This is a genomic window from Burkholderia gladioli (assembly GCF_000959725.1).
GTDB lineage: Bacteria > Pseudomonadota > Gammaproteobacteria > Burkholderiales > Burkholderiaceae > Burkholderia > Burkholderia gladioli.
Genome location: NZ_CP009323.1, coordinates 2137455 through 2156529, shown reverse-complemented (window position 1 = coordinate 2156529; position 19075 = coordinate 2137455). Strand labels below are relative to the sequence as shown.

Annotated in this window: 18 protein-coding genes and 1 other RNA gene; 4 read left to right on the top strand and 15 right to left on the bottom strand. The window is 67.1% G+C overall.

What is annotated here, in order from left to right:
* Positions 1-59: 59 nt before the first annotated feature.
* From erpA to rplM, 3 genes are all read right to left on the bottom strand, one after another.
* Positions 60-434: an iron-sulfur cluster insertion protein ErpA gene (gene erpA / locus BM43_RS26695; protein ID WP_013696657.1), complete on the bottom strand. Its 375-nt coding sequence runs from the start codon at positions 432-434 to the stop codon at positions 60-62.
* A 201-nt stretch (positions 435-635) separates the two neighbouring features.
* The gene (gene rpsI / locus BM43_RS26690; RefSeq protein ID WP_013696656.1) at positions 636-1028 is read right to left on the bottom strand and encodes a 30S ribosomal protein S9; all 393 of its coding nucleotides are present in this window, start codon (positions 1026-1028) and stop codon (positions 636-638) included.
* A gap of 10 nt (positions 1029-1038) precedes the next feature.
* The gene (gene rplM, locus BM43_RS26685) at positions 1039-1467 is read right to left on the bottom strand and encodes a 50S ribosomal protein L13 (protein ID WP_012734653.1); all 429 of its coding nucleotides are present in this window, start codon (positions 1465-1467) and stop codon (positions 1039-1041) included.
* Between the two features lie 630 nt (positions 1468-2097).
* On the opposite strand from rplM, the gene BM43_RS26680 reads away from it, so the two are divergent.
* Complete coding sequence (locus BM43_RS26680; RefSeq protein WP_172535096.1) at positions 2098-2562, top strand: OsmC family protein; 465 nt, start codon at positions 2098-2100, stop codon at positions 2560-2562.
* An 88-nt stretch (positions 2563-2650) separates the two neighbouring features.
* Here BM43_RS26680 and rnpB read toward each other — a convergent pair.
* The 3 genes from rnpB to pyrC form a co-directional block, all read right to left on the bottom strand.
* An RNA gene (rnpB, locus tag BM43_RS37790) (RNase P RNA component class A) lies at positions 2651-3064 on the bottom strand.
* A 155-nt stretch (positions 3065-3219) separates the two neighbouring features.
* Complete coding sequence (locus BM43_RS26675) at positions 3220-4059, bottom strand: DUF3025 domain-containing protein (protein WP_036048252.1); 840 nt, start codon at positions 4057-4059, stop codon at positions 3220-3222.
* Positions 4056-5132 (bottom strand): dihydroorotase, encoded by a 1077-nt coding sequence (gene pyrC, locus BM43_RS26670; RefSeq protein ID WP_036029781.1) that lies wholly within the window; start codon positions 5130-5132, stop codon positions 4056-4058. The genes BM43_RS26675 and pyrC overlap by 4 nt, the downstream gene beginning before the upstream one ends.
* Positions 5133-5335: 203 nt before the next feature.
* On the opposite strand from pyrC, the gene BM43_RS26665 reads away from it, so the two are divergent.
* A complete protein-coding gene (locus BM43_RS26665; protein WP_036048253.1) occupies positions 5336-6286 on the top strand; it encodes a class II glutamine amidotransferase in 951 nt (316 codons plus the stop codon).
* A 178-nt stretch (positions 6287-6464) separates the two neighbouring features.
* On the opposite strand, the gene BM43_RS26660 is transcribed toward BM43_RS26665, so the two are convergent.
* The 6 genes from BM43_RS26660 to BM43_RS26635 all read right to left on the bottom strand — a co-directional run bounded on the left by BM43_RS26660 (position 6465) and on the right by BM43_RS26635 (position 12440).
* Positions 6465-7190, bottom strand: a complete 726-nt coding sequence (locus BM43_RS26660; RefSeq protein WP_017920956.1) for an amino acid ABC transporter ATP-binding protein — start codon at positions 7188-7190, stop codon at positions 6465-6467.
* Entirely contained in the window at positions 7187-7864 is a 678-nt protein-coding gene (gene gltK / locus BM43_RS26655; protein ID WP_013696649.1) for a glutamate/aspartate ABC transporter permease GltK, read from the bottom strand. Before gltK ends, BM43_RS26660 begins: the two co-directional genes overlap by 4 nt.
* Entirely contained in the window at positions 7864-8604 is a 741-nt protein-coding gene (locus BM43_RS26650) for an amino acid ABC transporter permease (protein WP_013696648.1), read from the bottom strand. The genes gltK and BM43_RS26650 overlap by 1 nt, the downstream gene beginning before the upstream one ends.
* Positions 8605-8688: 84 nt before the next feature.
* A complete protein-coding gene (locus BM43_RS26645) occupies positions 8689-9582 on the bottom strand; it encodes a glutamate/aspartate ABC transporter substrate-binding protein (protein ID WP_036048257.1) in 894 nt (297 codons plus the stop codon).
* Positions 9583-9818: 236 nt separating this feature from the next.
* Positions 9819-11123 carry a Glu/Leu/Phe/Val family dehydrogenase gene (locus tag BM43_RS26640; protein WP_013696646.1) on the bottom strand — a complete coding sequence of 435 codons (1305 nt, stop codon included), beginning with the start codon at positions 11121-11123 and terminating at the stop codon, positions 9819-9821.
* A 360-nt stretch (positions 11124-11483) separates the two neighbouring features.
* On the bottom strand, positions 11484-12440 hold the full coding sequence (locus BM43_RS26635) for a LysR family transcriptional regulator (protein ID WP_013696645.1): 957 nt from the start codon (positions 12438-12440) through the stop codon (positions 11484-11486).
* 435 nt (positions 12441-12875) lie between these two features.
* Between BM43_RS26635 and BM43_RS26630 the strand changes: the two genes are divergently transcribed.
* Positions 12876-14267, top strand: a complete 1392-nt coding sequence (locus BM43_RS26630) for an MFS transporter (protein ID WP_036048261.1) — start codon at positions 12876-12878, stop codon at positions 14265-14267.
* A gap of 320 nt (positions 14268-14587) precedes the next feature.
* Complete coding sequence (gene purB, locus BM43_RS26625; RefSeq protein WP_036048264.1) at positions 14588-15976, top strand: adenylosuccinate lyase; 1389 nt, start codon at positions 14588-14590, stop codon at positions 15974-15976.
* Positions 15977-16127: 151 nt separating this feature from the next.
* On the opposite strand, the gene BM43_RS26620 is transcribed toward purB, so the two are convergent.
* The 3 genes from BM43_RS26620 to eda form a co-directional block, all read right to left on the bottom strand.
* A complete protein-coding gene (locus tag BM43_RS26620) occupies positions 16128-16634 on the bottom strand; it encodes a gluconokinase (protein WP_013696642.1) in 507 nt (168 codons plus the stop codon).
* Between the two features lie 17 nt (positions 16635-16651).
* The gene (locus tag BM43_RS26615; protein ID WP_013696641.1) at positions 16652-18016 is read right to left on the bottom strand and encodes a GntT/GntP/DsdX family permease; all 1365 of its coding nucleotides are present in this window, start codon (positions 18014-18016) and stop codon (positions 16652-16654) included.
* A 430-nt stretch (positions 18017-18446) separates the two neighbouring features.
* Positions 18447-19073, bottom strand: a complete 627-nt coding sequence (gene eda / locus BM43_RS26610) for a bifunctional 4-hydroxy-2-oxoglutarate aldolase/2-dehydro-3-deoxy-phosphogluconate aldolase (RefSeq protein ID WP_013696640.1) — start codon at positions 19071-19073, stop codon at positions 18447-18449.
* Between the last annotated feature and the right edge of the window lie 2 nt (positions 19074-19075).

Below are 19075 nucleotides of genomic sequence, written 5' to 3'. Positions count from 1 at the left end.
GGTTTTGCATGCACGGGCCGCCGCGACGGCGCCCGCGCGAACCGCTCAGTCGAGCCGGCTCAGACCGAGAACGACGAACCGCAACCGCAGGTGGTGGTCGCGTTCGGGTTCTTGATCACGAACTGCGCGCCGTTCAGGTCGTCCTTGTAGTCGATCTCGGCGCCGACCAGGTACTGGTAGCTCATCGAGTCGATCAGCAGCTGGACGCCGTTCTTGACCATCACGGTGTCGTCCTCGTTGACTTCCTCGTCGAAGGTGAAGCCGTACTGGAAGCCGGAGCAGCCGCCGCCCTGCACGAACACGCGCAGCTTCAGCTCGGGATTGCCCTCTTCGTCGATCAGTTGCTTGACCTTGTCGGCCGCCGCGTCGGTGAAGACGAAGGGCAGCGGCATTTCGGTGGCGGTGGTAACCGCGGATTCGGTGACAGCGTTCATTGCGAACTCTCCAGAAAACTCTAGCCGCTATTGTAGGGCGGTTCCGAAGATCGTGCCGAAGTCCGCGAAATCAAGCGGTTCGCGCCCTCATTCGCGCGCCGCGGGCACGCTCCTCGACCGGTTCCGGCCATAAAAAAACCGCCAGTCGATGACTGGCGGTTTTCGTCGGCGCATCGCCCTGGGGCGACCTGCCGGAAGCGCTTAACGCTTCGAGAACTGCTTGGCGCGACGTGCCTTGCGCAGACCCATCTTCTTACGCTCGACTTCACGCGCATCGCGCGTCACGAAGCCGGCCGTCGACAGTTGCGGCTTGAGCGTCGCGTCGTAGTCGATCAGCGCGCGGGTGATGCCGTGGCGCACTGCACCGGCTTGACCCGTCTCACCGCCGCCCGTGACGTTGACCTTGATGTCGAACGTCTGGCCGTGGTTCGTCAGCTCGAGCGGCTGGCGCACGATCATCAGCGAGGTTTCACGCGAGAAGTAGTCAGCGATGGGCTTGCCGTTGACGATGATGTCGCCCTTGCCAGCCTTGATGAAGACACGAGCGACTGCGCTCTTGCGGCGGCCCGTACCGTAGTTCCAGTTACCGATCATGTGGGTCCCCTTAGATCTCGAGCGCCTTCGGCTGTTGTGCCGAATGCGGATGCGTCGCTTCTGCGTAGACCTTCAGCTTCTTGATCATCGCGTAGCCGAGCGGGCCCTTCGGCAGCATGCCCTTGACCGCCTTCTCGAGCGCACGGCCCGGGAAGCGTTCCTGCATCTTGCCGAACGTCGTTTCATAGATGCCGCCCGGGTAGCCCGAGTGACGGTAGTACTTCTTGTCGAGAACCTTGTTGCCCGTGACCTTCAACTTGCTCGCGTTGATGACGATGATGAAATCACCGGTGTCGACGTGCGGGGTGAACTCAGGCTTGTGCTTGCCGCGCAGACGGCGTGCCACTTCGCTGGCGACACGGCCGAGAACCTTATCCGTCGCGTCAATCACGTACCATTCGCGCGTCACCTCATGGGCTTTTGCGGAAAACGTCTTCATGATCGATCCAAAAATAATGACTGCTGCCCTTGTTTTTTCCTGCTTGGATTGGTTGCGCTCTGGGCGCTGTGCAGGCTCTCCCTGGTCTTCTCCGCGGGCATGAATGCGGAAAACCCTGAATTATAAAGGAAATCTGCGGGAGCGGTCAAAGAAATCGAGGTCTAGCGCGGGGACCGGCTCGCGACGCCGCGATGAGGCGAGATCGGCTCGTATCGAGCCCCGTTTCTCGCGGTTCGAATCAGCGCCCGGGGACGGGTCGAAAGCCGCCCCCGCCTGCACGACCGGCGGCGGACCGGCGAAAAAAAGCCCGAACCATCGTTCGGGCTTAATCCACCTTTGGAGGAGGGTGGAGGAGACATGCAGGGATTGCCGCAGTGCGACAATCGATGAGGAAAATTATAGGAACCTGGGCAGCGCAATACAAGCAAATCTATATAGTGAAAACGCCAACCATAATATGAAATTCTCGTATCGATCGTTGCCGTTTCCGCAATCCCGATTGAAATCAGCGTCTTAGCCATCATCTCCGGGATCAGGGCGCGCCGCCGCCTGGAGGGAAACCTCGGGCGATGCGACGAGACCGCCGCCGTTCCCGCAGCGCATCAGCCGAGCCTGGTGGCACGGGCTACAATGCCGGTTCGCAATCGAATCGGCAAACGCTGGAGCACACGCATGGAATGCAAAGTTAGCTGGATGGGCCAGGATGGCATGGCGTTCGTCGCCGAGACGGGCAGCGGCCATCTGGTGACGATGGACGGCGCCCCCGAGGGCGGCGGCCACAACCTCGCCGCGCGCCCGATGGAAATGGTGCTGCTCGGCACCGGCGGCTGCACCGCCTACGACGTCGTGCTGATCCTCAAGAAGAGCCGCCAGGAAGTGACGGGCTGCTCGGTGTCGCTGAAGGCCGAGCGCGCCAGCGAGGATCCCAAGGTGTTCACCAAAATCCACTTCCACTTCACCGTGAAGGGCCGCAACCTGAACCCGACCACGGTCGAGCGCGCCATCAACCTGTCGCACGACAAGTACTGCTCGGCCTCGATCATGATCGCCAAGACGGCCGAGCTGACGCATTCGTTCGACATCGTCGCCGACTGAGGCCGGCCGGCGCGCCCGCGCGCCGAAAGCCCACGCGCCAAAGCAAAAGGCCGGCGCCCTTCCGGGGCGCCGGCCTTCTTCAATCCAGCGGCAAAGCGAGCCGATAAGCCGGATTCTGTGCACCTCGCGCGTCCAGGACGCGCGAGGCGTGGCAGTCATTCCTCTAGGCACGCCATTGCTGACGCGCTCAAGCTTCCTACCCGCAGGCGAAACGGGGGCACCGTCCTGCATCGCGAGGATGCGCGCCTGCCTACTTGGAATTGCTCCGGGTGGAGGTTACCGTGCCGGCCTACGTCGCCGCAGCCGCGGTGCGCTCTTACCGCACCGTTTCACCCTTACCTGATCCCGGCTTGCGCCGGGCCATCGGCGGTCTGTTCTCTGTTGCCCTGTTCCGCGTGTCACCACGGATGGCCGTTAGCCATCACCCTGCCCTGGCGGAGTCCGGACTTTCCTCGCCCCGCGCAGCCGAAACCGCGCAGGCCGCGACTGCCTGGCCCACTTTGCGAGGCGGATTTTAGCATCGACGGGGTCGCGCCGCGAGCCGGGAGCGGCGGACGTGGCCGTTTCGCGTCGGGAAGCCGCCGTGATTGCAGCGTAATCGATCGGGGTCGAATCGCCCGGCAATCCCGCCGCAGCCGGCCGGGCCGGACGTCGCGCTCAGGCCGGCTGGCGTCGCCCGGGCCGGAATACCTGCGCGTCCTCGTAGAAGCCCGGATCCTGGTTGGCCGGCCACCAACCCGGCACGCCGAGCACCGGCAGCGGTGCGAAACCGCGGCTCGAGGGCAGGCGCGCGTCGAAACCGGCAGCGACATGGGCATCGAGCCAACCGCGCCGCGCACCCTCGTCCCAATCGAAATAGGCGGGCGGTGCCGCGACGATCCAGGCATGCGCGGTACAGGCCTTGTAGGGCTGCACCAGCTTCTCGAGCAGCGCATGGCCGACCAGCCGCAATTCGCAGGCCCGGCCCCAGGCCGCGCGCGCCTCGACGAACAGCGCCTGCCAGCCGAAGCACCGCAGCGCCTCGCCGAGCGCGGGATCGGCGCACACGAACAGCGCGCCGTTCTCGTCGAGGAGGGTCAGCGCGTCGCGCAGCCCACCACGCGCGCCGCCCACGCCGAGCGTGTCGATCGCCGCGGCCTGCCGCGCGTTGATGGCGGCCTTGAAGCGCGGGTAGGCGAACCAGACCAGCGCATTGAAGAAATCGTGGAGGTTATGACGGGTGGGCACGCCGCCGGTGGCGGCGATCTGCGTCTCGTAGGCGACGCCGGGCGGCAGCTCGGACTGCGCGATGAAGCGCAGCAGCCGGCCGCGCCCGGTCGCGATGCCGGCCACGGCCGCATCCTCGCCCAGGGCCGCCAGCCAGTCGGCCTCGCCGGCCAGCGCCGCGGCCTGCCAGCGCGGGCCGCGCGCCGCGAAGGGCGCGAGCCACGGCGCGGCCCAGTCGATCGCATCGAAGCCGGGCGCGGCCGCGCGTGCGCCGCCGCCCCCCGCGTTCACGCGAGACGCCAGCCGATCGACTCGCCGCCGCGCAGCGGCACCACCGAGGTGTCGCCGGCCTCGACCGTGGCCGGCAGTTGCCAGCTCTCGCGACGCAGCGTGACTGTCTCGCTGGCGCGCGGCAGGCCGTAGAAATCGGCGCCGAAGAAGCTCGCGAAACCTTCCAGCTTGTCGAGCGCGCCGACCTGGTCGAAGGCCTCGGCGTACAGCTCGAGCGCATGCAGCGCCGTGTAGCAGCCGGCGCAGCCGCAGGCGGCTTCCTTGGCGTTCTTCTCGTGCGGCGCGCTGTCGGTGCCGAGGAAGAACCGCGGATTGCCCGAGGTGGCCGCCTCCACCAGGGCCACGCGATGGGTCTCGCGCTTGAGCACCGGCAGGCAGTAGTAATGCGGCCGGATCCCGCCGGTGAAGATCGCGTTGCGGTTGTAGAGCAGGTGATGGGCCGTGATGGTGGCGCCCAGCGTGCCGGGCGCGGCGTCCGCATCGCGCACGTAGTCGGCCGCGTCCTTGGTGGTGATGTGCTCGAAGACCACCTTGAGCGCCGGGAAATCGCGGCGCAGCGGCGTCATCACGCGGTCGATGAAGACCTTCTCGCGATCGAACAGGTCGATCTCGGCATTGGTCACCTCGCCGTGCACCAGGAGCGGCATGCCGACTTCCTGCATTGCCTCGAGCGCGCCGGCACACTTGCGCAGGTCGGTCACGCCGGCATCGGAATTGGTGGTGGCGCCGGCCGGATAGAGCTTCACGCCGTGCACGAAGCCGCTCGCCTTGGCGCGGCGGATCTCGTCGCCGGGCGTGTTGTCGGTCAGGTAGAGCGTCATCAGCGGCTCGAAGCGCATCCCGGCCGGCACGGCGGCGAGGATTCGCGAGCGATAGGCCTCGGCCTGCGCGGTGGTGGTGACCGGCGGCTTCAGGTTCGGCATGATGATCGCGCGGCCGAACTGGCGCGCCGTATGCGGCAGCACTGCGGCGAGCATCGCGCCGTCGCGCACGTGCAGGTGCCAGTCGTCGGGGCGGGCGAGGGTCAGCGAGGAAACGGGAGACACGGCGGGAGCGGCGTTCGGAGCGGTCATGGGGCGTCGTAGGGATGGACGGGCGGCGGGACGGCGGCCGCCGCGTTCGTGCCCCGTGACCGTCGGGAGTGACGGAAAACCGCAACACGGGGCCGTGCGCACGCGGGTTCCGCTTCAGCCGCCCGGGGCTCGGTGATATGCTTGAAACCGTCATTGTACCGGTTCCGCCCGGTGCCTCCCCTGCCTGACCTGCCGCAACACCTATGTGCCAACTCTTCGGAATGAACTGTGCCGAGCCCACGGACGTGACCTTCTCGTTCACCGGCTTCGCGGCCCGCGGCGGGCTCACGGATCATCACAAGGACGGCTGGGGCATAGCGTTTTTCGAGGACAAGGCCTGCCGCCTGTTCCTCGACCATCAGTCTTCGGCCACCTCGCCGCTGGCCGAGATGGTCAAGCGCTATCCGATCAAGTCGAAGAACACCATCGCGCACATCCGCAAGGCCACGCAGGGCGCGATCCTGCTCGAGAACAGCCATCCCTTCATGCGCGAGCTGTGGGGCCGGCACTGGATCTTCGCGCACAACGGCGACCTGCCCGGCTACGCGCCCACGCTCGAGGACGGCGTCTACCAGCCGGTGGGCACCACCGATAGCGAACGCGCCTTCTGCGTGCTGATGCAGGGCCTGCGCGACACCTTCCCGGGCGCCCAGCCGCCGCTGCCCGAGCTGTTCGAGCGGCTCGCCGAGCTGACCGAGGACATCACCTCGCACGGCGTGTTCAACTTCCTGCTGTCCAACGGGCAGGCGCTGTTCGCGCACTGCTCCACGCGCCTGCACTACCTGGTGCGCCGCTGGCCGTTCTCGACCGCGCACCTGATCGACGAGGATCTCTCGATCGATTTCGCCAAGTACACCACGCCCGAGGACCGGGTCGCCGTGATCGCCACCCAGCCGCTGACCGACGACGAGGTCTGGACCGCCTTCGAGCCGGGCCAGTTGGTGATGTTCCAGTGCGGCGACGTGGCCGCCAGCACGCGCGTGAAGGTGCCCGAGATCGTGCTGGAGAAGCTGCGCAATCCCTCGCTCGACCCTTCCGCCTCGCAGAACTGCCAGCGTGCCGCGGCGGTTGCCGCCAGCACCGCGCTGGGCGATGTCACGCTCGCGGCGGCCGCCGCCGAAGTCGCGGCCGGCGACGATCCCACCGATTTCTGAGCGGCGCGCGGCACGAGCCGCGCCCTGCCCGCTTCCCGCCATCCTCGCCCCCGCCTTCTTCGCCCCCGCCTTCTTCGCCCCCTACGCGATCGCGTCGATTCCGGCGCCGCAATGAAAAAACGCCCGGCACGAAGCCGGGCGTTCCGCTTGCGGCGATCGCGGCCGCGGCCGCGATCGATCAGTGCAGGATCTTCGCCAGGAAGTCCTTGGCGCGATCCGACTTCGGATTGGCGAAGAACTCGTCCTTGCGGTCGTCCTCGACGATGGCGCCCTTGTCCATGAAGATCACGCGATGGGCGACCTTCTTGGCGAAGCCCATTTCGTGCGTCACGCACATCATGGTCATGCCTTCCTGCGCGAGCTCGACCATCACGTCGAGCACCTCGTTGATCATCTCGGGGTCGAGCGCCGAGGTGGGCTCGTCGAACAGCATCGCGATCGGGTCCATCGACAGCGCGCGGGCGATCGCCACGCGCTGCTGCTGGCCGCCCGAGAGCTGGCCGGGATACTTGTGCGCATGCGCCTTCAGGCCGACGCGGTCGAGCAGCTTGAGGCCCTTCTCGTTGGCCTCGTCCTTGCCGCGGCCGAGCACCTTGATCTGCGCGAGCGTCAGGTTTTCCGTGATCGACAGATGCGGGAACAGCTCGAAGTGCTGGAACACCATGCCGACCTTCGAGCGCAGCTTGGACAGATTGGTGCGCTTGTCGCCGACCGATTCGCCGTTGACCAGGATCTCGCCCTGCTGGAACGGCTCGAGGCCGTTCACGGTCTTGATCAGGGTCGACTTGCCCGAGCCCGAGGGCCCGCACACCACCACCACCTCACCCTTCTTCACTTCCGTCGTGCAGTCGGTCAGCACCTGAAACTGGCCGTACCACTTCGAAACATTCTTGATGGAAATCATCTTGTGACCTTTTTCTGGAGACCCTTGACGAGCGCGGAGGCGAGCACGCACACGACGAAATAACAGGCGCCCGCGAACAGCACCATCTCGACGCTGGTACCGTCGCGATCGCCGATGTTGGTGGCGGTGCGGAAGAAGTCCGCGAGACTGATCACGTAGACCAGCGAAGTGTCCTGGAACAGCACGATCGCCTGCGTGAGCAGCAGCGGCACCATCGCCCGGAAGGCCTGCGGCAGGATCACGAGACGCATTGCCTGCCCGTAGCTCATGCCGAGCGCGAACGCCGCATTCACCTGGCCGCGCGGCACCGCCTGGATACCGGCGCGGATGATCTCGGAATAATACGCGGCTTCGAACAGCGAGAACGCGATCATCGCCGAGGCGAGCCGGATATCGATGGTCGGTGACAGCCCGAGCACGCCCTGCAGCACCTGCGGCACGATCAGGAAGAACCACAGCAGCACCATCACCAGCGGGATCGAGCGAAACACCGTGACGTAGAGCCGCGAGAACCACTGCAGCGGCTTCACGCCCGAGAGCCGCATCAAGGCCAGCAAGGTGCCCCAGACGATGCCGACCACGATCGCCAGCAAGGTGATCTGCAGGGTGACGATCGCGCCGGTCCACAGCGAGGGCAGCGCCCCCGGGATTCCACTCCAGTCGAAATCGTGCATCACTTGCCTCCGATATAGCCGGGCAGGCGCGTCTTCGCCTCGACCCAGCGCATGAAGGCCATCACGACCAGGTTGATGATCACGTAGGCGAGCGTCACCGCGATGAAGGACTCATAGGTCTGCGCGGTGTAGTCGACCAGCTGCCGCGCCTGCGCGGACAGGTCGAGCAGGCCGATCGTGGAGGCCACCGCCGAATTCTTGAAGATGTTCAGGAACTCGGAGGTGAGCGGCGGCACGATGATCCGGTAGGCCACCGGCAGCAGCACGTAGCGATAGGTCTGCCATTCGGTGAAGCCCATCGCCAGGCCTGCCGCGCGCTGGCCCTTGGGCAGCGCATTGATGCCCGAGCGCACCTGCTCGCACACGCGCGCGCCGGTAAACAGCCCCAGGCAGACGATCGAGGCGGTGAAGAACTGCGTGCCCGGCGGCAACTGTTTGATCCAGGTACCGATCGAGGCGGGCAGCAACTCGGGCACCACCAGGTACCAGACGAAGAACTGCACGATCAGCGGGATATTTCGAAAGATCGACACGTACAGCGTGCCGATCGCGGACAGGCGGCGATCCTGCACGGTGCGCAGCACGCCGAACAGCGAGCCGACGATCAGCGCGATCACCCAGGCGGCGAGCGAGACCTTGATCGTCACCCAGAAGCCCGACAGCAGCCAGCCGAGATAGGTGGTCGGCTCGCCCGTCGAAACGGGGCTCAGGAAGATGCCCCAGTTCCAGTGGTAAGACATGATGGACAAGACTCCGGCAAAAAGAAACGGAAGAAGCACATGCCTCTTCCGTTGCGTGAGAGCGTGGGGGGTGACCCGCGAAACTCAGTCGAGCGCCTTGTCGTTCGGGTTCGCGTACAGCTTCTTCATCGAATCCGACAGCGGGAAGTTCAGGTTCAGGCCCTTCGGCGGGATCGGCTTCTCGAACCAGGTGGTGTAGAGCTTGGCGGCCTCGCCCGACTTTTCGAGCTCGGTGATCGCGCCATCCACCACCGCCTTGAAGGCCGGATCGTCCTTGCGCATCATGCAGCCGTAGGCTTCTTCCGATTGCGGCGTGCCGACGATCACCCAGTTGTCGGGCTTCTTCGCCTTGGCGCGTTCGCCGGCCAGCAGCGCGTCATCCATCATGAACGCGACCGCGCGGCCCGTCTCCAGCGTCTGGAACGATTCGCCGTGATCCTTCGCGCTGATGATGCTCATGCCCATCTGCTTGTCGTTGTTCATCGCGCGCAGCAGACGCTCGGAGGTGGTGCCGGCGGTGGTCACCACGGTCTTGCCCTTCAGGTCGGCGAAGTCCTTGATGCCCGAATCCTTGGACGTCATCAGGCGCGTGCCGATCACGAAGTAGGTGGTCGAGAAGGCAGCCTGCTTCTGGCGCTCGAGGTTGTTGGTGGTCGAGCCGCATTCGATGTCGACGGTGCCGTTCTGCACCAGCGGGATGCGGTTCTGCGAGGTGACGGGAATGTCCTTGATCTGCAGGTTGGGCAGGTTCAGCTTCTTCTTGACCGCGTCGACGACCTTCATCTGGAAGTCACGCGCGTAGCCGACCACCTTCTGGTTCTGGTCGTAGTACGAAAACGGGATCGACGACTCGCGATGGCCGAGCGCAATCACGCCGGTGTCCTTGATCTTCTTCAGCGTTCCCGTTTCCTGCGCCATGGCGCCGCCGGCAAACGTGGCGAGAGCGGCGGCCAGCAGCAGCGCTTTATTGAAATTCATCTGGTATCTCCTAGGGCTAAGCTTTGGCAGTCTAGCAAAGTAACTTTTTTGAAAGAAATTATTATTAACCCGCTGTTCTTCTTACGCCACGGCTTCTGTCGGCCGCGGTGGGCGCGCATCCGAAGCTTGATCCGGATGCGCGAAGCGGGCGCCACCGGATCCGGTGGCGCCCGCCAGGCGCTGGCGTCACGGCCGGTAGGCCGCGATGCCGTGTCGATCGCTCGCGCGCGCGTCGATCAGGGGTACAGACCGCGCATTTCGCGCGCCATCAGGATGCGCTTGCAGGCCACGATGAAGGCCGCGGTACGCACCGACACCTTGTGCTCTTCCGCCACCGACCACACGCCGGCGAAGGCTTCGCGCATCACGCGCTCGAGGCGCTGGTTGATCTCGTCCTCGGTCCAGAAGAAGCTGGAGAAATCCTGCACCCACTCGAAGTACGAAACCGTCACGCCGCCGGCATTGGCGATCACGTCGGGGATCACCAGCGTGCCGTTGGCCGTGAGGATGTCGTCGGCGGCCGTGGTGGTCGGGCCGTTCGCGCCTTCCACCACGATCTTGGTGCGGATCTTGCCCGCGTTCTTCTCGGTGATCTGATTTTCCAGCGCGGCCGGGATCAGGATCTCGGTCTCGACGGTCCAGAACTCGTCGTTGGCCATCGGCTCGGCGCCCTCGAAGCCCGCCACGCCGCCGGTGCGCGCCACGTGGTCGAGCAGCTTGACCGCGTCCAGGCCCGCCGGCTGGTAGATCGAGCCGGTGTGATCCTGCACCGCCACCACCTTCGCGCCGGCTTCCTGGAAAAGCTTGCCGGCGATCCCGCCGACGTTGCCGAAGCCCTGCACCGCGATGCGCGCGCCCTTGATCTCGACGCCCTTCTTCTGGGCGGCCTCGCAGCCGACCACGAACACGCCGCGGCCGGTCGCCTCGCGACGGCCGAGCGAGCCGCCGAGCGAGATCGGCTTGCCCGTCACCACGCCGGTGGCGGTCAGGCCCTGGTTCATCGAATAGGTGTCCATCATCCACGCCATCACCTGTTCGTTGGTGTTGACGTCGGGCGCCGGGATGTCGGTGTTCGGCCCGATGATGATGCCGATCTCGCTGGTGTAGCGGCGCGTCATGCGCTCGAGCTCGCCGCGCGAAAGCTTGCGCGGGTCGACGCGGATGCCGCCCTTGGCGCCGCCGTACGGCACGTTGACGGCCGCGTTCTTGACCGACATCCAGGCCGACAGGGCCATCACTTCCGACAGCGTCACGTCCTGGTGGTAGCGCACGCCGCCCTTGCCCGGGCCGCGCGAGACGTTGTGCTGCACGCGGTAGCCCTCGAAGTGGGCGACCGTGCCGTTATCGAGCTCGATCGGCACGTCGACCACCAGGATGCGCTTCGGGCGCTTGAGGGTTTCGAGCCAGCGCGACAGCGAGCCGAGGTACGGCGCGACGCGATCGACCTGCTGCAGGTAGTTGCCCCAGGGACCGAGCGCCTCGGCGTTCAGGTAGGACGGCACGGATTGCACGGGGGACGTGGACTGCGGTTGCGAAGACATGGATTCTCCAACGGTCAGCGAATGACGCACATTGTCGAAAAACGCATTTTCGAAATCCAATGCCGTTTGATTATTCGATTATGCGTTTCTTGCATGATCGCGCTATTGCTGGACAAAGCGCGCGTTCCGCGTGTGAACGGAAGCAATCGCCATGCCTTTTCAGCGGCGCGCGCGAGTGGCGCCGGCGCGCCGGGCGGCGCCACCCGAAACTGCCGAAAATCGGCCGGAAGCCTTGCTGGGCAAGGCTCACCAACGGTTGCACCGGACGCGACGCGAGGCGCGTGCCGGTGATCGAGCGCGCCAATTAACCTCACCCGCGGGTCGGAATTGGCCGCAACCGGGCTGCAGGCCGCTCCGCCCTCAGCCGGCGCGCTGCGCCAGTTCCTCGATCACCGCGTCCCACAGCTCGCGCACCAGCGCCTGCCGGGCCTCGTCGCCATGCACCGCGAGCTTGTCGCGATAGAGCCGGATCTCCATGTTCAGCGTGAAGGGCTGCGCGCCGCCCTCGCGCGCCGGCCGGTCGAGGCGGATCAGCTCGCCGCCGGCCACCGCGTCCTCCACCGCGCTGTGCGGCAGGAAGGCCACGCCATGGCCGGCCAGCGCCATCGCCTTGAGCCCCTCGGCCATGTCGGTCTCGTAGACGCGGTCGAGGAACAGCGGTTCGCGCGCGTTGGCGATGATCACCTCGGTCATGCGACCGAGATAGGCGTTCGGCGTGTAGGACAGGTAGGGCACCGGCGCGTCGGCGGCGCCGGGCAGCGCGTAGCGCGGCCGGCCCGGGCGCAGCGGCGCCGAGAACGGGCTGATCGGCTCCATGCCGAGCGTGAGCATGTCGTAGCGGGCCGGGTCGAGCGCGACCGGGTGGCTTGGGTGGTGGTAGCCCATCACCAGGTCGCAGCCGCCCTCCACCAGCGAGAGCACCGCGTCGTGCACGTTCAGCGCGCGCAGCCGCGTATGCACCGGGCCCAGCTTGGCCTCGATGCGCTGCAGCCAGAACGGGAAATAGGTCAGCGAGAGCGTGTGCGGCACCGCGAACTCGATGGTCGGCACCGGCGCCGCCGCGTGGCCGCGCAGCAGCGTGCGCGCCTCGTGCGCCTGCGACAGCATCGTCAGCGCCTGTTCGAGGAACACCTGGCCGGCCTGGGTCAGCCGGGTCGGGTAGACCGAGCGATCGATCAGCTCGGTGCCGAGCCAGGCCTCGAGCGCCTGGATCCGGCGCGAGAAGGCCGGCTGCGAGACATGCCGCAATTCGGCCGAACGGCTGAAGCTGCGCGTCTCCGCGAGCGAGACGAAGTCCTCCAGCCATTTCAGTTCCATGCGGACCCTTGCTGCGCGCGGCGATTGTGAAGCCCGCATTGTAGCCGCGGCGGCGCCCCGCCAGCCGTGCCGATGACCGGCCCCACCACCTGCCGCCGCCGGGGCGCGCACCGATCCGATCCGGATGCACTTGTGCGGTGCCGCACGCGCGCCGCCGCCGGGCAGGCACCGCCTGCGAGCGATGCGCGGGCAGCGGCGCCTGGCGCCGCACCGGGCGCCACGGGCGCGCGCCGCATCCGCCCGCGCAAGGACGGAAACCGCGCCCGGCGCACGATCCCGCCGAGCGCCCGAAATCGGCGCGAAGCCGGGCACGAAAACATGCGCGGCAATGGCATGAAGCTTGCGGAAGGCGTGCCGCGGACGGCCGGGAAACGGGCGGCGGCCTCCGCGTGCATCGATCCGCCCCACCACGCATGGATTCCCCGGAGCTCCTCGATGATCCCCCTCCGTGCCTCGCTCTCGAGCGGCAACTGGCGCTCGCTGCTCGCCTGCTTCCTCTATTTCGACACGGGCTTCACCGTGTGGGTGCTGTACGGGCCGCTCGCGCCCTTCATCGGCAAGGACATCGTCATGTCGGCCGCGCAGCAGGGGTTCCTGGTCGCGGTGCCGGTGCTGGCCGCCGCGATCCTGCGCGTGACGCTGGGCAACCTCTACCAGTCGACCGACGGGCGCCGCATCGCCCTGATGGGCGTGCTGCTGTCGGCGATCCCCGCGGTGGTGCTGCCCTTCGTGCCGGGCACGCCCTCCTACACGCTGCTGCTGGTGCTGGGCGTGTTCCTCGGCATCGGCGGCGCGAGCTTCGCGGTGGCGCTGCCGATGGCCGGCAGTAGCTATCCGCCCAAGGTGCAGGGCCTGGTGCTGGGCCTGGCAGCGGCCGGCAACATCGGCGCGGTGCTGGACGGCTTCCTGTTCCCCCACATCGCGCAGGCGCTGGGCTGGAAATTCTCGACGGCGGCCGCCCTGCCGCTGCTGGCGATCGCCGGTTTCGCGCTGTTCGCCTGGGCCGAGGACCGTGGCGAGAAGTCGGGCAGCACGCGACGCGCGATGGCGGCCTTCCTGGTCTCGCTGGCGGGCCTGGTGGCGCTGGTGCTGGCGGTCCATGCCGGCCTGTTCGGCGCCGGCAAGACCGGCGTGCTGCTGTTGCCGGTGCTCGGCGCGCTGCTGGCCATCGCGGTGCTGCCGGCCCGCTATCGCGCGGTGCTGGCCGAGCGCGACACCTGGGTGGTGATGCTGGTCTACAGCATCACCTTCGGCGGCTTCGTGGGGATGTCCTCCTACGTAAGCCTGCTGCTGACCAACCTCTACCAGATGCCGAAGATCGACGCGGGCCTGTTCATGTCCCTGCTCGCCTTCCTCGGCGCGATCGTGCGGCCGTTCGGCGGCTACCTCGCCGACCGCGTGACCGGCGTGCGCGCGCTGATCGTACTGCTGGCGATCATCGCCGCGGCCGACTTCGCGTTCGCCGCCTGGATGCCGCCGCTGGCGGGCGGCATCGCGCTGCTAGTGTGCCTCTACCTCGCCTTCGGCCTGGGCAACGGCTCGACCTTCCAGCTGGTACCGCATCGCTGGCACGGCCGCACCGGGCTGCTGTCGGGAATCGTCGGCGCGGCCGGCGGCATCGGCGGCTTCTACCTGCCAGTGGTGATGGGCATCGCCAAGGAAAGCACCGGCAGCTACCAGCTCGGCTTCGCGACCTTCGGCGCGCTGGCCACCGTCGCCTGCGGCCTGGTGGTGATGCTGCGCTCGCAATGGCTCGGCTGGGCCAGCACCGCCGGCGCCGGCGCCCCGGCGGGCGTGGCGCTGCATGCCGCGCACGCCACCGAGTGAGCCGGCGCTGGCTGCGCTGCCGGGCCGGCAGTGGAGCCAGCCGTGATGCGAGAGGCCAGGCCGAACCGTCACGATTCGAAGCCAAGCTTCCGAGCGCGGCGTCGAAGCGGCACCCGGAGCGCCCGATCGAGCGGCAAGACGGGCCGCCGGGCAAGGCCTGCCGAAGCCGGTACCGCCCACCCACGAACGAGCAGCCGGCACGCCGGCCCCGCTCGCCATCCGGGCCACGCCATCGCCGGCCAACCACCGCGCCGGGGCCGGCCCGCGCCGATGGTAAAATTCCGGGTTGACTCTCTCCACGCCCGACCGGCAGCCCCATCATGTCCGACACCCGCCCCGACACCCTTTTCGCCCTCACCGCGCTCTCGCCGCTCGACGGCCGCTACGCCAGCAAGACGGAAGCCCTGCGCGACTGGCTCTCCGAGGCCGCGTTCATGCGCCACCGCGTGACCGTCGAGGTCCACTGGCTGATCGCGCTGTCGCGTGCCGGCTTCGCCGAGGTGCCGCGTTTCTCGGACGCCTCCGAACAGTTCCTGCTGCAGCTGGTCGAGCGCTTCACCGCGCACGACGCGGCGCGCATCAAGGAGATCGAGCGCGTCACCAACCATGACGTGAAGGCCGTCGAATACTGGCTCAAGGAATCGGTGAAAGGCCAGGCGGAACTCGAACGCGCCAGCGAATTCATCCACTTCGCCTGCACCTCGGAAGACATCAACAACACCTCGCACGGCATGATGCTGGCCGGCGCGCGCGACAACGTGATCGTCCCCGCGCTGCGCACCGTGCACCAGCGCCTGGTGGCGCTCGCGCACGCCCAGGCCGAGCAGCCGATGCTCTCGCGCACGCATGGCCAGCCGGCCAGCCCGACCACGCTCGGCAAGGAAATCGCCAACGTGGCGGCGCGCCTGGCGCGCGCCATCGAGCGCATCGCCAAGGTCGAGCTGCTCGGCAAGATGAACGGCGCGGTCGGCAACTTCAACGCGCACCTGTCGGCCTATCCCAGCTTCGACTGGGAAGCCTTCTCGAAGGACGTGGTGGAGAACCGCCTGAAGCTGAGCTTCAACCCCTACACGATCCAGATCGAGCCGCACGACTACATGGCCGAGCTGTTCGACGCGGTGGCCCGCGCCAACACCATCCTGCTCGACCTCGACCGCGACGTGTGGGGCTACATCTCGCTGGGCTACTTCAAGCAGAAGACCAAGGCCGGCGAGATCGGCTCCTCGACCATGCCGCACAAGGTCAACCCGATCGACTTCGAGAACTCGGAAGGCAACCTGGGCCTGGCCAACGCCACCCTGCGCCACCTCTCGGAGAAGCTGCCGGTGTCGCGCTGGCAGCGCGACCTAACCGATTCCACCGTGCTGCGCAACATCGGCGTCGCATTCGGCTACTCGCTGCTCGCCTACGACGCGCTCACGCGCGGCATCGACAAGCTCGAGGTCAACCCGGCGCGCCTGAACGAGGATCTCGACAACTGCTGGGAAGTGCTGGCCGAGCCGGTGCAGACCGTGATGCGCCGCTACGGCATCGAGAACCCCTACGAGCAACTGAAGGAACTGACGCGCGGCAAGGGCATCACGCGCGAGGCGCTGCAGCAGTTCGTCGGCGGCCTGGCGATCCCGCAGGACGCCAAGGACCTGCTGCTGGCGATGACGCCGGGCTCGTACATCGGCAAGGCGGTCGAGCTGGCCAAGCGGATCGCGTAAGACACATCGCCACATCGCGCGCGGTGCCCGCCGCGCGCGATGCAGGCCACAAGCAAAGGCGCCCGGGGCTCGTTGCCGCCGGGCGCCTTTTTTCATGCCTTTCGGTTGATGCGGGCCGGCTGCCGCCGGCCCGTCTGGTCGCAAGGGCGACTCAGGACTTCGCCGCCGGCAGCTTCAGCTTGGCCAGCACCTCGTCGACCATCTGCTCGGGCGTCTGGTCGATGCTGACCTGCACCGCCTCGTCCTCGCCCGGCACTTCCAGCGTGTCGAGCTGGCTCTTCAGCAGCGAGGGATCGAAGAAGTGGCCGGTGCGCGTCTTCAGGCGCTCGCTCAGCACCTCGACGGTGCCGTGCAGGTAGACGAAGCGCACATCGGCATCCTTGCCACGCAGCACGTCGCGATACGAGCGCTTGAGCGACGAGCAGGTGAACACGGCGGTCTCGCCGGCACGCTGCTTCTCCTCGATCGCCGCGCGGATCGACTGCAGCCACGGCCAGCGGTCGTCGTCGGTAAGCGGGATCCCGTGGTGCATCTTCTCCTTGTTGGCGGCGCTGTGGAACGCGTCGCCGTCGGTGAACGTACACCCGATACGCTCCGCCAGCAGTTCGCCGATGCGCGTCTTGCCGGCGCCCGAGACGCCCATTGCGATCAAAATCATTGACTACCCCTTGCTTGTTACAGAACGGTGGCGAGCACCATCGTGAACGCGAGGCCGAGCAGCGAAATCAGCGTTTCGAGCGCCGTCCAGGTCTTGAACGTCTGACCCACGGTCATCCCGAAATATTCCTTGATCAGCCAGAATCCGCCGTCGTTCACGTGCGAAAAGATCAGCGAGCCGGAGCCCGTGGCCAGCACCAGCAGCTCGGGCTTGACCGTGCCGCCGGCGGCCGCCGCGATCGGCGCGACGATGCCGCAGGCGGTGGTCATCGCGACCGTGGCCGAACCCGTCGCCAGACGGATCAGCGCGGCGGCGAACCAGCCCAGCAGCAGCGGCGACAGGTGCGCCTGGGTGGCGGTGGCGACGATCTGCTGCGAGATGCCGCTGTCGCGCAGGATACCGCCGAAGCCGCCGCCCGCGCCGACGATCAGCGTGATGCCGGCGATCGGCGCCAGGCAGTCGCCGCAGAACTTCTGGATCTGCTCGCGGTTGAAGCCCTGCTTCGCGCCGAAGGTCCAGAAGCTGACCAGCACGGCGATCAGGAGCGCCACGTCCGAGGTGCCGGCGAAGCGCAGCAGGTTGTTGGGCAGCGTCTTGGGCGCGAACAGCAGGTCGGCCCAGCTGCCGATCAGCATCAGCACCACCGGCAGCAGGATCGTGAACAGCGTGATGCCGAAGCTCGGCAGCTCGCGGTCACGCTTGGCCTGGTCGCCCGAGTCGATGAACTGCGCGGCCAGCGGATTGTTCTCCGGCAGCTTGACGTACTTGTGGATCACCAGCGCGAACAGCGGGCCGGCGATGATCGCGGTCGGGATCCCGACGATCAGGCCGTAGGCGATGGTCTTGCCGATGTCGGCGCCGTATTGCTGGACCGCGAGCAGCGCGGCCGGGTGCGGCGGAATCAGGCCGTGCACCACCGAGAGGCCCGCCACCATCGGCAAGCCGACCAGCAGCAGCGATTTGCCGGTGCGCTTGGCGACGTTGAACGCGATCGGGATCAGCAGCACGAAGCCAACCTCGAAGAACACCGGCAAGCCGATGATGATCGCGACGAACATCATCGCCCAGTGGATGTTCTTCTCGCCGAACCAGCCGATCATGGTGACGGCGATCCGTTCGGCGCCGCCCGATTCGGCCATCATCTTGCCGAGCATGGTGCCCAGGCCGACCACGATGGCGATGTGGCCCAGCGTGTTGCCGTTGCCGGTCTCGAACGACTTGACGATCTTGTCCATCGGCATGCCGACCACCAGGCCGAGGCCGAGCGAGACGATGATCAGTACCAGGAACGGATAGATCTTGTAGCGCGCGATCATGACGATCAGCAAGACGATCGCGATCAGCGCGCAAACCAGCAGCATGCTGCCTTGAACAGCCCCCATGGACTCCTCCTTGGATTGTTGGCACCGGGCAGGCGAGCAACGACGCCCGGCCTTCTTCAATGGGCCTGCAGGCACGCCGCCGGCGCCCTACAGGACGCTGAATTCTACTTTCGTTTCGCGGTGCGCGATAGAACCGGTTCCATGCGCAAAAACCCCTATAAAAGCAGCCAAGTCTGAGGAATCGTACGCGATGCCGGACGGGCCTGCAGCGAGCTCACGCTGGCGCGGATCACTATAGGGGAAGCGGGGAATGGATGGAGGCAGGCCGCGGCTCGCCGGCAAGCCGGGAACATGGGATCGGCGGCAGGCGAGCCGGCCGGTGCGGCCTGGCGTGATGATCACGCGGCAGGCGTGCCCGGCCCATGCAAGCAGCGCTCCCGCGCGGCCGCCGCGGGCATGTCGCCCGGCCGCACGGATCGCGCGCGAACGTTCAGCGCGGCAGTTGGCTGGCCGCCTGGGCCAAGCGCGTGACCTCGGCCCAGTCCTGCGCGGCCAGCGCCGCCTTCGGCGTGAGCCAGGAGCCGCCGACGCAGACCACGTTCGGCTGCTTGAGGAAGTCGGGTGCGCTCTGCGCGCTGATGCCGCCGGTCGGGCAGAACTTCAGCGTCGGGAACGGGCCGTGGAAGGCCTGCAGCATCGGGATGCCGCCGGCCTGCTGGGCCGGGAAGAACTTCACCACCTCGTAGCCGAGCTCAAGCGCGGCGATGATGTCGGTCGGCGTCATCACGCCGGGCAGCAGCGGCAGGCCCGCGTCCTTGGCGGCCTGGTGCATGTCGCGCGTCAGGCCCGGCGAGACGCCGAACTGCGCGCCGGCCTTCTTGGCCAGGGCGCAATGCTCGGGACGCGTGATGGTGCCCACGCCGACCACGATGTCGTCGGCCAGTTGGCTGGCGCGCTCGATCGCCTTCAGGCCCGCCTCGGTGCGCAGCGTGATCTCCAGCACCTTCACGCCGCCCGCGTGCAGCGCGCGCGACACGTGCTCGCCCTGCTCAACCGTCTCGAACGCGAGGACCGGAATCACCGGGCCGAGTTTCACGATGTCGTGGATCGTCTTCATCT

What these genes read in the sequence shown, in the direction of transcription:
- erpA (WP_013696657.1), bottom strand. Translation starts at nt 434, where the DNA reads ATGAACGCTGTCACCGAATCCGCGGTTACCACCGCCACCGAAATGCCG.
- rpsI (WP_013696656.1), bottom strand. Translation starts at nt 1,028, where the DNA reads ATGATCGGTAACTGGAACTACGGTACGGGCCGCCGCAAGAGCGCAGTC.
- rplM (WP_012734653.1), bottom strand. Translation starts at nt 1,467, where the DNA reads ATGAAGACGTTTTCCGCAAAAGCCCATGAGGTGACGCGCGAATGGTAC.
- BM43_RS26680 (WP_172535096.1), top strand. Translation starts at nt 2,098, where the DNA reads ATGCCGGTTCGCAATCGAATCGGCAAACGCTGGAGCACACGCATGGAA.
- pyrC (WP_036029781.1), bottom strand. Translation starts at nt 5,132, where the DNA reads ATGACCGCTCCGAACGCCGCTCCCGCCGTGTCTCCCGTTTCCTCGCTG.
- BM43_RS26665 (WP_036048253.1), top strand. Translation starts at nt 5,336, where the DNA reads ATGTGCCAACTCTTCGGAATGAACTGTGCCGAGCCCACGGACGTGACC.
- BM43_RS26660 (WP_017920956.1), bottom strand. Translation starts at nt 7,190, where the DNA reads ATGATTTCCATCAAGAATGTTTCGAAGTGGTACGGCCAGTTTCAGGTG.
- gltK (WP_013696649.1), bottom strand. Translation starts at nt 7,864, where the DNA reads ATGCACGATTTCGACTGGAGTGGAATCCCGGGGGCGCTGCCCTCGCTG.
- BM43_RS26650 (WP_013696648.1), bottom strand. Translation starts at nt 8,604, where the DNA reads ATGTCTTACCACTGGAACTGGGGCATCTTCCTGAGCCCCGTTTCGACG.
- BM43_RS26645 (WP_036048257.1), bottom strand. Translation starts at nt 9,582, where the DNA reads ATGAATTTCAATAAAGCGCTGCTGCTGGCCGCCGCTCTCGCCACGTTT.
- BM43_RS26640 (WP_013696646.1), bottom strand. Translation starts at nt 11,123, where the DNA reads ATGTCTTCGCAACCGCAGTCCACGTCCCCCGTGCAATCCGTGCCGTCC.
- BM43_RS26635 (WP_013696645.1), bottom strand. Translation starts at nt 12,440, where the DNA reads ATGGAACTGAAATGGCTGGAGGACTTCGTCTCGCTCGCGGAGACGCGC.
- BM43_RS26630 (WP_036048261.1), top strand. Translation starts at nt 12,876, where the DNA reads ATGATCCCCCTCCGTGCCTCGCTCTCGAGCGGCAACTGGCGCTCGCTG.
- purB (WP_036048264.1), top strand. Translation starts at nt 14,588, where the DNA reads ATGTCCGACACCCGCCCCGACACCCTTTTCGCCCTCACCGCGCTCTCG.
- BM43_RS26620 (WP_013696642.1), bottom strand. Translation starts at nt 16,634, where the DNA reads ATGATTTTGATCGCAATGGGCGTCTCGGGCGCCGGCAAGACGCGCATC.
- BM43_RS26615 (WP_013696641.1), bottom strand. Translation starts at nt 18,016, where the DNA reads ATGGGGGCTGTTCAAGGCAGCATGCTGCTGGTTTGCGCGCTGATCGCG.
- eda (WP_013696640.1), bottom strand. Translation starts at nt 19,073, where the DNA reads ATGAAGACGATCCACGACATCGTGAAACTCGGCCCGGTGATTCCGGTC.